This window comes from Devosia equisanguinis (genome assembly GCF_900631955.1).
GTDB lineage: Bacteria > Pseudomonadota > Alphaproteobacteria > Rhizobiales > Devosiaceae > Devosia > Devosia equisanguinis.
In genome coordinates, this window is sequence record NZ_UZWD01000033.1 from 78,616 (window position 1) to 93,701 (window position 15,086).

Annotated in this window: 13 protein-coding genes; all 13 read left to right on the plus strand. The window is 64.3% G+C overall.

All coding sequences use genetic code 11. The annotated features are described in order from the left end of the window. Nucleotides 1–16: 16 nt before the first annotated feature. The 13 genes from DEVEQU_RS13250 (at nt 17) to DEVEQU_RS13315 (ending at nt 14,928) form a co-directional block, all read left to right on the plus strand. Entirely contained in the window at nt 17–1,054 is a 1,038-nt protein-coding gene (locus DEVEQU_RS13250) for a Gfo/Idh/MocA family protein (RefSeq protein WP_126151073.1), read from the plus strand. A 213-nt stretch (nt 1,055–1,267) separates the two neighbouring features. After that, nucleotides 1,268–3,079, plus strand: coding sequence for a methyl-accepting chemotaxis protein (locus tag DEVEQU_RS13255; RefSeq protein WP_126151074.1), 1,812 nt, complete (start codon nt 1,268–1,270; stop codon nt 3,077–3,079). Further along, nucleotides 3,079–3,567 carry a chemotaxis protein CheW gene (locus DEVEQU_RS13260; protein ID WP_126151075.1) on the plus strand — a complete coding sequence of 163 codons (489 nt, stop codon included), beginning with the start codon at nt 3,079–3,081 and terminating at the stop codon, nt 3,565–3,567. The genes DEVEQU_RS13255 and DEVEQU_RS13260 overlap by 1 nt, the downstream gene beginning before the upstream one ends. Nucleotides 3,568–3,706: 139 nt before the next feature. After that, nucleotides 3,707–4,735 carry an HD domain-containing phosphohydrolase gene (locus DEVEQU_RS13265; protein ID WP_126151076.1) on the plus strand — a complete coding sequence of 343 codons (1,029 nt, stop codon included), beginning with the start codon at nt 3,707–3,709 and terminating at the stop codon, nt 4,733–4,735. A gap of 591 nt (nt 4,736–5,326) precedes the next feature. After that, a complete protein-coding gene (locus tag DEVEQU_RS13270; protein WP_126151077.1) occupies nt 5,327–5,662 on the plus strand; it encodes an STAS domain-containing protein in 336 nt (111 codons plus the stop codon). Continuing rightward, nucleotides 5,659–6,027 (plus strand): response regulator, encoded by a 369-nt coding sequence (locus DEVEQU_RS13275; protein WP_126151078.1) that lies wholly within the window; start codon nt 5,659–5,661, stop codon nt 6,025–6,027. Before DEVEQU_RS13270 ends, DEVEQU_RS13275 begins: the two co-directional genes overlap by 4 nt. Then, nucleotides 6,024–8,069, plus strand: a complete 2,046-nt coding sequence (locus DEVEQU_RS13280; RefSeq protein ID WP_126151079.1) for a chemotaxis protein CheA — start codon at nt 6,024–6,026, stop codon at nt 8,067–8,069. Before DEVEQU_RS13275 ends, DEVEQU_RS13280 begins: the two co-directional genes overlap by 4 nt. Next, nucleotides 8,066–8,563 carry a chemotaxis protein CheW gene (locus DEVEQU_RS13285; protein WP_223214219.1) on the plus strand — a complete coding sequence of 166 codons (498 nt, stop codon included), beginning with the start codon at nt 8,066–8,068 and terminating at the stop codon, nt 8,561–8,563. Before DEVEQU_RS13280 ends, DEVEQU_RS13285 begins: the two co-directional genes overlap by 4 nt. Then, on the plus strand, nt 8,560–10,656 hold the full coding sequence (locus DEVEQU_RS13295; protein WP_164550393.1) for a HAMP domain-containing methyl-accepting chemotaxis protein: 2,097 nt from the start codon (nt 8,560–8,562) through the stop codon (nt 10,654–10,656). Before DEVEQU_RS13285 ends, DEVEQU_RS13295 begins: the two co-directional genes overlap by 4 nt. Before the next feature lie 11 nt (nt 10,657–10,667). Then, on the plus strand, nt 10,668–11,132 hold the full coding sequence (locus DEVEQU_RS13300) for a chemotaxis protein CheW (RefSeq protein WP_126151080.1): 465 nt from the start codon (nt 10,668–10,670) through the stop codon (nt 11,130–11,132). A 62-nt stretch (nt 11,133–11,194) separates the two neighbouring features. Next, entirely contained in the window at nt 11,195–12,070 is an 876-nt protein-coding gene (locus DEVEQU_RS13305; RefSeq protein ID WP_126151081.1) for a CheR family methyltransferase, read from the plus strand. Nucleotides 12,071–12,079: 9 nt separating this feature from the next. Next, on the plus strand, nt 12,080–13,201 hold the full coding sequence (locus DEVEQU_RS13310; protein ID WP_126151082.1) for a protein-glutamate methylesterase/protein-glutamine glutaminase: 1,122 nt from the start codon (nt 12,080–12,082) through the stop codon (nt 13,199–13,201). Beyond that, nucleotides 13,198–14,928 (plus strand): hypothetical protein, encoded by a 1,731-nt coding sequence (locus DEVEQU_RS13315; protein WP_126151083.1) that lies wholly within the window; start codon nt 13,198–13,200, stop codon nt 14,926–14,928. Before DEVEQU_RS13310 ends, DEVEQU_RS13315 begins: the two co-directional genes overlap by 4 nt. Nucleotides 14,929–15,086: the final 158 nt, after the last annotated feature.

Genomic DNA, 15,086 nt, shown 5'->3' on the forward strand with positions numbered 1-15,086 from the left:
CAGAAGGAAGAATCCGGTGAGCAGGACCCGCATCGCCATTGTTGGCCTCGGCATGGCCGTTACCCCCCACGCCAAGGGCCTTGTGGACCTCGCCGATAGCGTCGATGTCGCCTATGCCTATGCCCCCAGTGCCGCCCGCCGCGCCGCCTTTGCGGAAAAATTCCCCTTCCTCACCTGCGACAGTCTCGAGGCCATTCTCGAAGACAAGAGCGTCGAGGCCGTCGCCGTCTACACCCCCGCCAATACCCATAGGGACATTGCCATACGCTGCGCCGAGGCCGGCAAGCATGTGCTGATGGAAAAGCCGCTCGACATCAGCACCGCCCGCGCCGAAGAGCTGGTCGCCGCCTGCCGCAAGGCCGGTGTCAAGCTGGGCGTCGTGCTGCAACATCGCTTCCGTCCTGCCGGCATGCGGCTGGCCGAGCTGCTGCGCTCGGGCGCGCTGGGCGACATCGTCGGCTGCTCCACCATCATTCGCCTGTGGCGTCCTCAGAGCTACTACGACGAGCCCGGCCGGGGCAGCTTTGCCCGCGACGGCGGCGGCGTGCTGATGTCGCAAGGCATCCATACACTCGACATGATGTTGAGCCTTGTCGGTCCGATCACCGAGATCAAGGGCTTTGCCACCACCACCCCGATCCATCGCATGGAAACCGAGGACATGGTGGCGGCGGCCGTCCGCTATGCCAATGGCGCCATCGGCACCATTGATGCCACCACCGCCGCCTATCCTGGCTTCCACGAGGAAATCATCATCACCGCCCGCAATGGCACCGCCATGCTGCGCGGCAGCGAGCTTCTGGTGCAGCTGCACAATGGCGAGAAGATCGTCATGGAGCCCGACCGCTCCGTCGGCGGCACCGGTGCCGATCCCATGGCCTTCCCGCACGACTATCACCGCGCCGTCACCGCCGACTTCATCGCCGCCATCCGCGAGGATCGCGATCCCAGGGTCACCGGCGAGGAGGCGCTCAAAGTCCACCGGCTGATCGACGCCCTCATCGCCGCCGGCAAGACCGATGGCACCGTTACCCCGGTTGGCACCAGCGCCTGACAGCCGGATTGCAGCATGGCGAGGCGCATGGCGCCGCCCCCTGCTCCGGCGGCCGAGACGCTTTTTGTCCCACCGGTTTTTTCACGCAATCGATTGCCTGAAACTTCGGTGAAAGGATTTAGCGCACGGGATTCGTCCGCCCGCGCGCTTTCAGTAAGGAGCTGGTGATCACCCGCTGCTAGCATTTGCGCTACAAATATTTCGGGGAACGATATGGCCTTCTTGACGGTACTCAATCGCAAGGCTCGCAAAGAAGCTGAACTGGACCGGGCGACGTTGGCGGCCATCTCGAAATCACAGGCGGTGATCGAGTTTGCGGCCGACGGCACCATCCTGGCTGCCAATGCGAATTTCCTCACCCTGCTCGGCTACACGCTGGACGAAATCTGTGGGCAGAAGCACCAGATCTTCGTCGACCCGGCCACGGTTGCATCGGCCGACTACAGCAAGTTCTGGGATGATCTCCGCGCCGGCCGCTATCAGGCGGCCGAATACAAGCGCCTCGGCAAGGATGGACGAGAGGTCTGGATCCAGGCCAGCTACAATCCGGTTTTCGACAGCGCAGGCAAGGTCGCCAAAATCGTCAAATTCGCCACTGACATCACCGCGACCAAGCTCGACGCGGCCGATTGCAAGGGCCAGCTCGACGCCATCGGCAAGTCCCAGGCCGTGATCGAATTTTCGCCCACTGGTGAAATCCTTGGCGCCAATGCCAATTTCTGCGACGCGCTCGGCTATCGTTCGGACGAAATCGTGGGCCGGCATCACCGCCTCTTCGTCGATCCCGCTGAAGCCGCCTCCCCTTCCTATGAACGCTTCTGGACCTCCCTGGCGCGTGGAGAATTCCAGGCCGCGGAATATCGACGCCTCGGCAAGGGCGGGCGCGAGGTCTGGATCCAGGCCAGCTACAACCCGATCTTCGATCTCAATGGCCGCGTTTTCAAGGTGGTCAAATATGCCACCGACATCACCGCGCGCAAACAGGCCGTCAACACGCTCGGCACGGCGCTGACCCGGCTGGCCGATGGCGATCTGCGCAGCCGCATCGACGACAAGTTCATCGCAGAACTCGACCCCATCCGCGTGGCCTTCAACCACACCATCGAGCGGATGAACGACATCGTCGGCAATATCCGCATCACCTCCAGCGCGCTGCGCAAGGCCACGGGCGAAATCCTCTCCGGCGCCAACGACCTTTCCGACCGCACCGCTCGCCAGGCTGCAGCCATCGAGCAGACCAGCGCCGCCATGGACCAGTTGGCCAGCACCGTCACTGAAAATGCCAAGCGCGCCGATACCGCCCGGTCCAAGGCCAGGGCAGTCTCCGAGATCGCCGAAGGCAGCGGCACCGTCATGGCCAAGGCCAATGACGCCATGGAGCGCATCCTCGCTTCCTCCGCCAAGATTTCCAACATTATCGGGCTAATCGACGACATCGCCTTCCAGACCAACCTTCTGGCCCTCAATGCCTCGGTCGAGGCGGCACGGGCCGGCGACGCGGGCAAGGGCTTCGCCGTGGTCGCCGTGGAAGTGCGGCGCCTCGCGCAGTCGGCGGCCTCGGCCTCGGCCGATGTGAAGGTGTTGATCGAGCAGTCCGCCACCCAGGTTTCCGACGGCTCGCGCCTGGTCTCCGACGCCACCACCCGCATCGCCTCCATGCTGGGGGGCGTCAAGGAAAACAGCGCGCTGATCGAAGGCATTGCCGCAGCCAACCAGGAACAGTCCAACGCCATCGCCGAAGTGGCCACAGCCGTGCGGCAGATGGACGAAATGACCCAGCAGAACGCTGCCTTGGTGGAAGAGACCAACGCCGCCATCGAACAGACGGAAAGCCAGGCCACCGAACTCGACCAGGTTATCGAGGTCTTCACCGTCGAGGACGAAAGCCCGCAATGGCAGGCGCCCCGCGCCAAGGCAACGCCCCCGCGCAAGCCTGTCCCGGCAACGCCGCGAACGGCGCCGGTCGCCAAGGCCTGGCTGAGCGAAGGCAATGCCGCTGTCGCTGTCGACTGGAACGAGTTCTGATGGCCCCTGCACTCTCCGCCACCCAAGACAGCACGCCTCAGGACAGCACCAATCAGTTCCTGACCTTTGCCTGTGCCGGTCGCATGATGGCGGTAGATATCGTCATGGTGCGTGAGATCAGGGGCTGGGCCCCGCCCACGCCCCTGCCCGCTTCTGCCCCAGGGGCCATGGGCGTGCTCAATATTCGCGGCCGCGTCGTGCCGATATTCGATCTGGCGGCGCTGATCGGCCAGCCCGAGGCAGCGCCGGAGGCCGGCGTTATCCTCATCCTCAGCCGCGACGATGCCGATCTCGGCCTGCGCGTCGATTCGGTCTCCGATATCGTCTTCGCCAAGCCTGAAGCCATTCGCCCCATTCCCCACGCCGCCATGGGCACGGGCACCCATCTGGTGCGGGGCATGCTGGAAAAGGACGACGCGCTGATCGCCCTTCTCGACATTGCGGCGGTGCGATCACCCGAGGATGCGGAACGCGTCTATCTCGATTGAACCGAGGCAGTGAGGACCACCGCCGGCGACAATGCGGCGGCATTTCCGATCTGTTAGCCACGGCACCGAATGCGCATCCCCGTTAAGCATCGCATAAGGGCCAAACCCTATCGTGCAAGGGGAGAAGCCGGGGGCCAGAATGCGCTTGCTAGTCGTTGACGATAGCCGATCCAGTCTTGCGCTTATCGGCTCCATCCTCAACGATGCCGTCGACGCCGACATCGAGCTCTGCCTCAATCCGCTTACCGCGCTCGAAAAGTGCGAGCGCGAGCAGTTCGACCTGGTGGTGGTCGATCACATCATGCCCGAAATGGATGGCGTCGCCTTCACCGCGGCGCTGCGCACCCGTCCGGCCTATCGGCTGGTGCCGATCATCATGATCACCTCCGACATCGACAAGACCACGCGCATCGACGCCATCAAGGCCGGTGCCAGCGACTTCCTGCACAAGCCCTTCGAAACCACCGAGCTGCAGGCCCGCGTCGCCAATCTCCTGACCCTGCGCCGGGCCCAGGTGGAACTGGCCGACCGCGCCAACTGGCTGGCCCGCGAAGTCGAGCGCGCCACCGCTCATCTCGTCGCCCGCGAAGAGGAAATCATCTGGCGGCTGGCCCGCGCCATCGAATATCGCGATGGCGACACCGGCGAGCATGTCTCCCGCGTTGCGCAAATCTGTCGCGTTCTGGCCAAGGGGATCGGCCTTTCGCCCGAGCAATGCCGCATCATCTACCTGGCCGCGCCGCTGCACGATATCGGCAAGATCGGCATTGCCGACGCCATTCTCTCAAAGCCCGGCAAGCTGACCAGCGAAGAAATGGCCAAGATGCGCGAGCACGTTTCTATCGGCGCCCGCATCCTCGAAGGTGGCAGTTCCGACCTGATCCGCGCCGCCGAGCTGATTGCACAAAGCCATCATGAGCGCTGGGACGGCACCGGTTACCCCGACCGCCTCTCGGGCAACGACATCCCCATCGAAGCCCGCATCGTCGCCCTCGCCGATGTCTTCGACGCACTCTGCTCCGAGCGGCCCTACAAGAAGGCCTGGCCGATCGAAAAGGCCTATGACGAGATCGTAAACTGCAGCGGCAGTCATTTCGATCCGGCCATCGTCGATGCCTTTCGCGCCCGCTGGTCCGAAATCCAGGACATCATGGCCGGCCCGCGCTGACGCCGCGCATCGCGCTTATCCCTAACGCTTGGTGAATATTCATGCCGCCGCAGCCCCAGCTGTGGCGGCGGCACTTTTTGCCCATTGACAGACATATTTCGGTCATTGTGTTGCCTCGCCCCGCTCGATTTGCCGCTTTGCCCCGCGAGCACCCAACCGAGCCGCAATTGGCAATCTTCCATTCAAGCCACCCCTCTCTTCGCCGCATATGGCCAGTGTTGAGCCAAGTAGTCACCGTGCAAAACCTTGCCGAGGACTCAGAGTCAAACCGAGAGGATTCCCCAGCGGGCTGAATCGACTCGCAAAGGACTCCGGCACAAAACAAATCACCGATTTGAATACTTGATAAAGAACAGTACTATTTATCGGATCAATTTTATCGATTGGAAGAATTTCGTAACCATCGGTTAAGTGGTGATGGCCAATATTGTAATACACCGGATGGGAATACGGTCAAAAACGCAGAACGGAACTCGGGAAAGTCACGCCCTTATTTTATAACCAACTTTTAACCTACCGGTTCCCAGTCAAACCTTTCACGGTAGAGAGACAGAATGTCATCGAAATCAGACTTCGCACCCGGTCATCCCCATGGCCGGTAAGGGACAGCACACGCACGTACTTCGTGCAGACACAGGCATCAAATCGGCACAGGACGTGCTGACCGGCCTGCGAGACGCCCTCGCGCAACACCAGCATATCGCCGTCGACACCCAGGCGGTGACCGCGGCCGATATCACCACGGTACAGACCCTTCTGGTGGCCCGACGCAAGGCCATGGCTTCGGGCGGTTCGCTGCGCTTGCTCGAGCCGGTCGGCGCGCCCCTGCAGCAGGTTCTCGCCGCCGGAGGCTTCCTCACGCCCGGTCAGGCCGATGCCGACTTCTGGCCCGCCACACTCCATCAGCCAACGGACAATCCCTCATGAGCAAGACCATCCTGACCATCGACGATTCCGCCTCCATCCGTCAGATGGTGTCGATGACGCTGACGGCTGCGGGCATGGAGGTCATCGAGGCCGCCAATGGCGCCGAGGGATATGACAAGGCCATCGCCAACCCCATCCATGCCGTCCTCACCGACCTCAACATGCCGGTGCTCAACGGCATCGAATTCGTCCGCAAATATCGCCAGCATCCCGCCAGCAAGGGCATTCCGGTGATCCTTTTGACCACCGAGTCCGATGACGAGCTCAAGCGCCAGGCCAAGGAAGCCGGTGCCACCGGCTGGATCGTCAAGCCGTTCAAGCAGGATCAGCTCCTGGCCATCATCAAGAAGGTCACGGGCGTATGAACATTTCCGACCCCACCGAAACCTTCCGCCAGGAGGCGCGCGAGCTGCTCGATCAGCTCGAAGCCGGCCTCCTGGACCTTGAGCAGGATCCGGGCAATTCCGACCTGATCAATTCCACCTTCCGCGCCCTGCACACCATCAAAGGCTCGGGCGCCATGTTCGGCTTCACTGCCGTGGCCGCCTTCGTGCACGAGTTCGAAACCGCCTTCGACCGGGTCCGCAAGGGCCAGAGCGCCCCCAACAAGGCGCTGATCGGGGTGGCGCTCGACGCCAAGGACCACATTCACCAGCTGATCGAGGCGCCCGACGCCGTCATTGCCGGGGGCGACGCCATCCTTGAGGCCCTGCGTGCCGTGGTCGATGGAGAAAACCATTCACCTCCGGCACCGACCAGGCTCGACGCCGCGTCCGCGCCGGCCGTTGCAGAACCAGACGTTCCAGCGCAATCCAAGCACTGGCGGCTGGTTTTTTATCTCCCCTCCGACGCTTTGGCCTATGGCACCAATCCGCTGCTGCTGCTCGACGAGCTGGCCGAGATCGGCCCCACCAGCATCTGCGCCCTGACCGATCGCCTGCCCGATCTCGACATTCTCGACGTCGAAGTGCCCCATATCGGCTGGCAGGTCGATATCGAGGCCGAAGACCCGACCAGCGCCATCGACGACGTCTTCCTGTTCCTGCGCGACAATATGGAACTGACGCTCACGCCGCTCGAAGCTGCGCCCGTTGCTCCCGCACCCGCCATCGCCGCGCCCGAACCTGCCATCGCTGCCAGGCCCGCAGCCCCGGCGCCAACTCCTGTAGAACCGGTTGCCCCGCCCCGGGCGGTCGCCGACAAGCCCGAACAGGTCGAGCGTCCCGCTGCCACCTCGCTGCGCGTCCCAGCCGAACGGCTGGACGAGTTGATGGACCGCGTCGGCGAACTGGTCATCGCCCAGGCCCGGCTGAGCCAGATCGCGGCGCAGAGCGCCGATACCGGGCTCAAGACCATTGCCGAGGAGTTGGAACGCCTCTCATCCGGCCTGCGCGACACCACCATGGGCATCCGCATGGTGCCCATAGGCACCCTGTTCAGCCGCTTCCGCCGCCTGATCCATGATCTGTCGGGCGAATTGGGCAAGCCGATCGAGTTCATCACCGCCGGTGAGGAAACCGAGCTCGACAAGACCATGATCGAGCGTCTGGCCGATCCACTGGTGCACCTGATCCGCAATTCGGTCGATCATGGACTCGAGAACGAAGAAAGGCGCCTTGCCGCCGGCAAGGGCCCGAAGGGCACCGTCCGTCTCTCCGCCGTCTATTCCGGCGCTGAAGTGGCCATCTCGGTCGCCGACGACGGCGCCGGGCTCAACCACGAGCGTATTCGCGCCAAGGCCGAGGAAAACGGCCTCATCACCCCAGAGACCAAGCTCACCGAGCAGGAACTCAATCACCTGATCTTTGCGCCCGGTTTTTCGACGGCCAAGGAAGTCACCTCCCTCTCCGGTCGTGGCGTCGGCATGGACGTGGTCAAGCGCACCATTGACGGTCTGCGCGGCACTATCGACGTGGCCTCCACCCCCGGACAGGGCTCGACCATGACCCTGCGCCTGCCCCTCACCCTGGCCATCATCGATGGCATGCTGGTCCGGGTCGGCAATGGCCGCTACACCATCCCGCTGGCCGCCGTGGAAGAATGCGTCGAACTGCCCGAGGGCATCGAGGCTCATGCCAAGGGCCGCAACTTCCTCGATATTCGTGGGAGCCTGGTGCCCTATTTGCGGCTGCGCGAGGTGTTCAACACCAATACCCCGCCCGAGCAGCACCAGAAGGTGGTGATCGTCTCCTCCGGCGAGGGCCGGGTGGGTCTCGTGGTCGATCAGATCATTGGCAACAACCAGACGGTGATCAAGCAGCTCTCCAAGCTGCACTCCTCGATCAAGTCCTTCTCGGGCGCCACCATCCTGGGCGACGGCTCCGTCGCCCTCATTCTCGACACCGCCCATCTGGTGGCCTCGGGCCAGTCCTATGTCGACCGCGCCATCACCGGGAGGGCCGCATGAGCATCACCGAAACGCCGATGACCGCACTGACCATCCGCCTCGAGGACGAGCTCTTCGCCGTCGAGGCCGGTCGGGTCCGCGAAATCCTCGATCTCGTGCCGATCACCGAAGTGCCCAATGCGCCCGCCTTTGTCGGCGGCCTCATCAATGTGCGCGGCCGGGTCGTGCCCCTGGCCGACCTGCGGGTGATGTTCGGCATGGATCGGCCCGAGCCCGACCAGGACACCCGCATCGTGGTCATGGAAGTCGATATCGACGGGGAGCCGACCATTGCCGGCATCCTCGCCGACAAGGTCCACGACGTCACCGATATCGAACCGGCCTCCATCGAAGAGGCCCCGAAAGTCGGCATGCGCTGGCGCCCCGAATTCATCAAGGGCATCGGCAAGCGCAATGGCGGCTTCATCATCATTCCCGACATGGAACAGATTTTCTCAACTTCGGACGGAAGAAGCCCGTCCTCGGCAGCATCAGAAGAAAGGCCAGCATCGTGAGACTGACTATCAAGACAAAACTTGCGGCGGTGTTCACCACCGTCGTGGCGCTCTCCGGCGTCAGCATGTTCCTGGCTTTGGGTAATCTCGGCACGCTCAACAGCGAAATGGGCACCATTATCAACGGACCGGTCGATCGTTCGTTTGAACTCAAGGACATTCAGTACGACATGATGGCCATGGGCGCCGACGCCCAGCGTCTCATTGTATCGCAGGACCGTACCGAACTGAACGGCGTCATAACCGGCATGAACAACCGGCTGGCCGAGATCACCGGCCAGGCTCAGAAGCTGCTCGGCACCTTCTCGGACGAGGCGTCCAATGTCGATATGCAGACCATCGTCAACAATATGGCCGACTATCGCACCGCGGTAGAGTTGATGCAGGAACAATCGCTCAAGCTGAGCGAAACCGAAGCTTTCGCTGTTACCACCACCCAGGGCAGCGCCGCGATCACCGCCCTCGAGGCCTCACTCGGACGTCTGCGTGACCAGTTGGCGGTGCGCATGAACGCCGCCGAGCCCAATGCATCGCAGGCCTATCAGGCCACCAGCGACCTGTTCCTGATGGCCAGCGACGTGTTCCGTCAGCACCGCAACGTGCTCCTGGCATCGAGCAACCCTGCAAAGCAGGACGAATGGTACGAGGACTTCAAGACCGGCGCCACCGAGTTCGCCCCTGCTTTGGATCGCCTGTCGCGCCTCTTAGGTGCAACCGACCAGGCCGCCGTCAACCAGGTCCGCACCGATGTGGCCGCGCTGATCGATGCCATGAACACCGGTAACGAAATCGCCGTGCAGCGTTCCGATTTCGCCACCGGCCAGATCAATGATGCCCAGGCAGCACCACTGCGTCAGCAGATTTCAGGTCTGATCGACACCATCGTGCAGCGCAACGACGTCCGGCTTGAACAGGCCGTGACCGCCGCCAATGCCATGTACGAGCAATCGCGCATCTTCCTGCTGGCCCTGCTCGCCGGATCTGTGCTGATCGCCGTCGTTGCCGCCGTCTGGATCGTCACGTCGATCTCCCGCGCCATGACCGCCGCCGTCCGCCTCGCCGATGAAGTCGCCGCTGGCAATCTCTCGGCCACCGCCAAGGTCAATTCCGATGACGAAGTGGGCGATCTGATCAAGGCGCTCAACGCCATGACCCAGAAGCTGCGCGAAGTGGTCGCTGAAGTCACCTCGGCCACCCGTAACGTCGCTGCCGGCTCTCAGGAAATGTCGGCCACTGCCGAACAGCTGAGCCAGGGCGCTACCGAACAGGCCTCCTCGACCGAAGAGGCCTCCGCCTCGATGGAAGAAATGGCTGCCACCATCAAGCAGTCGGCCGACAACGCCTCCCAGACCGAAAAGATCGCCCGCCAGTCCGCGGCCGATGCCATCGCCTCGGGCGAAGCCGTCGACAACGCCGTCTCGGCCATGCAGACCATTGCCGAAAAGATCATGGTCGTGCAGGAAATCGCCCGCCAGACCGATCTGCTCGCCCTCAACGCCGCGGTGGAAGCCGCCCGTGCCGGCGAACATGGCCGCGGCTTTGCGGTCGTCGCCTCCGAAGTGCGCAAGCTCGCCGAACGCAGCCAGGCTGCCGCCGCCGAAATCTCGACGCTCTCCGGCACCACGGTCAAGGCCGCTCAGTCTGCCGGCGAAATGCTCTCCAAGCTGGTGCCCGATATTCAGCGCACCGCCGAGCTGGTGGAGGAAATCTCCGCCGGCAGCCGTGAGCAGAATGCCGGCGCCGCCCAGATCAACACCGCCATCCAGCAGCTCGACAAGGTCACCCAGCAGAACACGTCGGCCGCCGAGGAAATGTCGGCGACCTCCGAAGAGCTGGCCAGCCAGGCCGAACAGCTGCAGTCCGCCATCAGCTACTTCCGCATCGACGCGGGCGGCCAGCACATCCAGGCTGCCGCGCAGGACAACAATGCCGACATGCGCAAGGCAATCCTGGCCAAGGCCCCGCACATGGCCCCGCGCAAGCCGGCAGCCAAGTCCAAGGCCAAGTCGGGCGGCGGTGGCGGGTTCGATCTCGATCTCGACGACGCGCATGACGATCTCGACAGCGAGTTCACGCGCCGCGGCGCCGCCTGAGGAGGCCCTTCATGGCCGAACGTTCGCAATATGTGACCCTGGGCGTCGGCGATGAAATATTCGCCACGCCGGTGGCCCGCGTCCAGGAAATCCTGGACGTGCGGCCCATCGCCAGGCTCCCGCGCGCCCCGGACAATCTGCTCGGCATGATCGATGTCCGTGGCCAGGGCGTCCCGGTTCTCGACCTGCGGCTGACCCTGGGCATGCCCGGTGCAGCCGATACCGAGAACACGCGCTTCGTCGTGCTGCTCGTCGAAGGCTCGGAAGGGCCGGTGACGCTGGGCCTGCGCGCCGATCGCGTCTTCGAGGTGACGGTGCTCGACAGCGACGACCTCGATCCGCCGCCCTCTGTCAGCGCCGGTTGGAGCGATCACTGCATCGAGGGGATTGGCCGCCGCAATGGCCAGTTCGTCACCGTGCTCGACCTCGATCGCCTCCTGGGCAATTCCGCCCTGCTGGCCAGTCGCGCCGCCTGATCCATTCACGAGTAAGCGGCCGGCGTGCGCGCCGGCCGGCCCCAAGAGTACCGGAGTTCGCTTTGCCCTTCTCTGCCCGCCTTCAGCCTCGCCCTGACGACGACGATCATCTCAGCCTCGTCACCTTCAACAAGATCGCGACCCTGATCGGCCAGGAAGTGGGCATCCGCCTGCCGCCGGCCAAGCGCCTGATGATCGAAGGCCGCCTGCGCAAGCGTGTGCGGGCCCTCGGCCTCGACGGCTTCGAGGCCTATGGCAAGCACCTGTTCCGCGAGGACGGGCTGGCGAGCGAATTGCCCTACCTCATCAACGCTGTCACCACCAACAAGACCGACTTCTTCCGCGAGCCCGAGCATTTCGAGCTCATGGAAAAGCTGCTCGTACCCACCCTCATCACCGAGCGCAAATCCGAGCGCAATCCGCTGATCAAGGTCTGGAGCGCCGCCAGTTCCACCGGCGCGGAGGCCTATACCATCGCCATGGTCATGGCCGACCTTGCCGCCCAGCGCCGCGATTTCCGCTTTGCCGTGCTCGGCACCGACATTTCCACCGACGTGCTCGACCAGGGCCGTGCCGCCATCTATCCGGCCGAGCAGATTGCGCCCGTGCCCCAGGCCATGCAGTCGCGGCATCTGATGTTCTCGCGCCGGCCCGGCATCCGCCCGGAAGTGCGCATTGCCCCCGAATTGCGGCGGTTGGTGCAGTTCCGCCGCCTCAACCTGATGGACGGCTCCTACCCGTTCGACCGCGACGTCGACATCATCTTCCTGCGCAATGTGCTGATCTATTTCGACAAGGCCGACCAATCCTCGGTGATTTCCCGCCTTATCGGGCATTTGCGCCCCGGCGGTTATCTACTTCTTGGGCATTCCGAATCCATGATCGGCACCTCCATCACCATGCGGCAGGTCGCTCCTGCCGTATTCCAGAAGGTTTGAGGCGCCGCCATGAGCGACAAGATCCGCGTGCTCATCGTCGACGACAGCGCCTCGGTGCGCACGACGCTGAGCGACATCATCGCCTCCGACCCCGACCTTGAAGTCATGGGCACCGCCGCCGACCCCTATATCGCGGTGGAGCGCATCCGCCACGAAGTCCCCGATGTCATCTTTCTCGATATCGAGCTGCCGCGCATGGACGGCCTCACTTTCCTGCGCAAGCTGATGTCGCAGCGCCCCATTCCGGTGGTCATCTGCTCGAGCCTGGCGCAATCGGGCTCCGACACCTTCATGCAGGCGCTCGAGGCCGGGGCCGTCGATGTGGTGGCCAAGCCGCGCGTCGACACCGCCCAGTTCCTCCAGGAATCGCGCATGCGGATTTGCGACGCCGCCAAGGCCGCTGCCCATGCCAAACTGCGCGGCATCAAGAAGGCCGCCCCGCCCATGACGGTGGAGGCCAAGCTCAATGCCGACTCCATCCTGCCCCCGCTCTCCGACCATCGCCGGCAGAGCCTGATCGAGCGCCTTCCTGTCACCGACCCCATCGTCGCCATCGGCGCCTCCACCGGCGGCACCGAGGCCCTGCGCGAAGTGCTCGAACAATTGCCCGCGGCGAGCCCGGCCATCCTCATCGTCCAGCACATGCCCGACAAGTTCACCACCGCCTTCGCCCGCCGGCTCGACGCTGGCTGCGCCATCGCCGTAAAGGAAGCCGAGGACGGCGATCTGGTCATGCCAGGCCGCGCCCTCATCGCCCCGGGCAATTTCCATATGCTGCTGGTGCGCAACGGCTCGCGCTACACCGTCAAGATCATCGAGGGCCACCACGTCTCGCGCCACCGCCCTTCGGTCGACGTGCTGTTCCGCTCCACCGCTCAGTCCGCCGGCCGCAATGCTCTCGGCATGCTCCTGACCGGCATGGGCGACGATGGTGCCCGAGGCCTCCTTGAAATGCGGCAGATGGGCAGTCCCACCATCGCCCAGGACGAGGAAACCAGCGTGGTCTTCGGCATGCCCAAGGAAGCCATTCAGCGCGGCGCCGCCGCACGCATTCTGCCACTGGGCAAGATGGCGGGAGAAATCACCGCTTTCGGCCGCAAGGGACCTGCAGCCGCGGGAGACTACGCATGACCACCATTCCGAGCCCCTCCGATATCCGCCGCCTCGCCGGCGAACTGGCCAAGCCGCGCCAGGATATCGAAACCGCCTTTGTCGATGCCGGCGCCCGCCTTTCCGAAGGCGCGGCCACGCTCAACAAGCTCACCAAGCTCTTCGATACTTTGCCCCAGGCCCTGCAGGGTGAGACCGTCTCGGCGGCCGGCGATCACCTGCGTGCGGTCGCCACCAAGGCCGGTGAACTCTCCGACGCCTTCACCCAGGAAAAGGCCGACCTGGCCCGCCTGGTCGAGGTTGTCGCCGCCGCCAGCGCCCCGATTTCCGACCTGCGCCGCACCGTCAAGATGATGGGCATCGTTTCGGTCAATGCCCGCGTCACCGCCGCCGGCATTGTCGGGGACAGCGACGATTTCGACGTCTTCACCACCGACATCGCCACGCTCTCGGACTCGGCCAGCCAGACCATCCAGCAATTCGCCCAGGTCTATAGGCAGCTGACCACCGAGGTGGATCGCGCCGCCCAGCAGCGCGCCCGCTTCGAAGCCAGCCATGCCCACACCCTGTCCGGCCTCGCCGGCAGCCTCACCGACACCATTGCCGCCCTCGACGCGCAACGCGACCAGGCCGCCGCAGGCAGCGCCGAGACCGGCCGCGTCTCGCGCCAGATCGTCGGCCGGATCGGCGGCGCCGTCATGGCCCTGCAGGTTGGGGATTCAACCCGCCAGCGCATCGAGCATATCGAGGCGGGCCTCGACGCCCTGGCCGACATTCTCGACGGCAAATCCACCTTCGACACCCAACTACCGGCTGACGAGCATGCCGACGCGCTCGCCGCCATCTCCGCTCTCGAACAGGCGCAACTGGCCGATACCTCGTCGAGCTTTGCCGGTGAAATGGCCGATGCCGAACAATCCCTGGCCGCCCTCGCCGCCGATGCCGAAATCATCATGGGCCGCAGCAAGGACCTTTACGGCTCCGGTTCGGGCAAGAGCTCGACCATGTCCGCCCTCGGCGCGCAATTGCGCAAGGCCGTCGACATCCTGCGCGATTTCGAAGCCGAGCGCGCCAAGCTCGAAACCGTTGCCCGCGCCGTGCAGGACACCGTGCAGACCCTGCTCGGCCACGTCAACGCCGTCCAGGAAATCGAGGCCAATATGCGCCTCGTCAGCCTCAACGCCGCCGTGCGCTGCGCCCAGCTCGGCCCGCGCGGCGCTTCGCTCACCGTCATCGCCAGCCAGCTGCGCGAATTGACCAGCGAGACCGTCGTCGCCGCCGAAGCCGCCATGTCGCGGCTCGATGAATCCTCGGCGCTTGCCGGTGCCTTCGGCGCCTCCGCCATCGGCGATGGCGCCGGCCAGGTCGGTCAGCTCGAACAGCGCGCCAATCTGGCGCTCGACCTGCTCAGCCAGCTCGACAAGCAGATGGTCGCGGCGCTCAACCTGCTCAACAGCGACGGACCAAAGGTCATCGCCCAATTGCAGGGCGCCGCCAATGCTTTGGCGGGTCAAGGCGCGCTGTCGGAAACCATGGACGATGTGCGCCTTCAGATCGCCGCGCTCACCGACGCCCCGCTACCCGAAAATCGCTCCGAAGCGCTCGAAACGATCATGAACGGCCTCCGCCGCCTCTACACCATGGAAGCCGCCCGCGCCGCCCACGCCCAACTCTTCGGCGCTGCCAACACCCCCGAACCCGCCGCCGAACCAGCAGCCGAAGACGAGTTTTCCGACTTCATGCTGTAGGAGGGCTTTCACAACCGCCCCACCCCAACACCAGATGATTTCAAACTGGAGCGGACTCTGGGCACTTTCGCCTCCCTCCCCCTTGAGGGGAGGGATTGAGGGAGGGGGTCCATCAGTGGATCGCTAAACGCCCCCCACCCCGGCCCTCCCCTCAAGGG

Bases quoted from the DNA above. Each gene is read 5' to 3' on its own strand.
- DEVEQU_RS13255 (WP_126151074.1), top strand. From the start codon at position 1,268: ATGGCCTTCTTGACGGTACTCAATCGCAAGGCTCGCAAAGAAGCTGAA.
- DEVEQU_RS13270 (WP_126151077.1), top strand. From the start codon at position 5,327: ATGGCCGGTAAGGGACAGCACACGCACGTACTTCGTGCAGACACAGGC.
- DEVEQU_RS13315 (WP_126151083.1), top strand. From the start codon at position 13,198: ATGACCACCATTCCGAGCCCCTCCGATATCCGCCGCCTCGCCGGCGAA.
- DEVEQU_RS13275 (WP_126151078.1), top strand. From the start codon at position 5,659: ATGAGCAAGACCATCCTGACCATCGACGATTCCGCCTCCATCCGTCAG.
- DEVEQU_RS13260 (WP_126151075.1), top strand. From the start codon at position 3,079: ATGGCCCCTGCACTCTCCGCCACCCAAGACAGCACGCCTCAGGACAGC.
- DEVEQU_RS13285 (WP_223214219.1), top strand. From the start codon at position 8,066: ATGAGCATCACCGAAACGCCGATGACCGCACTGACCATCCGCCTCGAG.
- DEVEQU_RS13310 (WP_126151082.1), top strand. From the start codon at position 12,080: ATGAGCGACAAGATCCGCGTGCTCATCGTCGACGACAGCGCCTCGGTG.
- DEVEQU_RS13265 (WP_126151076.1), top strand. From the start codon at position 3,707: ATGCGCTTGCTAGTCGTTGACGATAGCCGATCCAGTCTTGCGCTTATC.
- DEVEQU_RS13300 (WP_126151080.1), top strand. From the start codon at position 10,668: ATGGCCGAACGTTCGCAATATGTGACCCTGGGCGTCGGCGATGAAATA.
- DEVEQU_RS13280 (WP_126151079.1), top strand. From the start codon at position 6,024: ATGAACATTTCCGACCCCACCGAAACCTTCCGCCAGGAGGCGCGCGAG.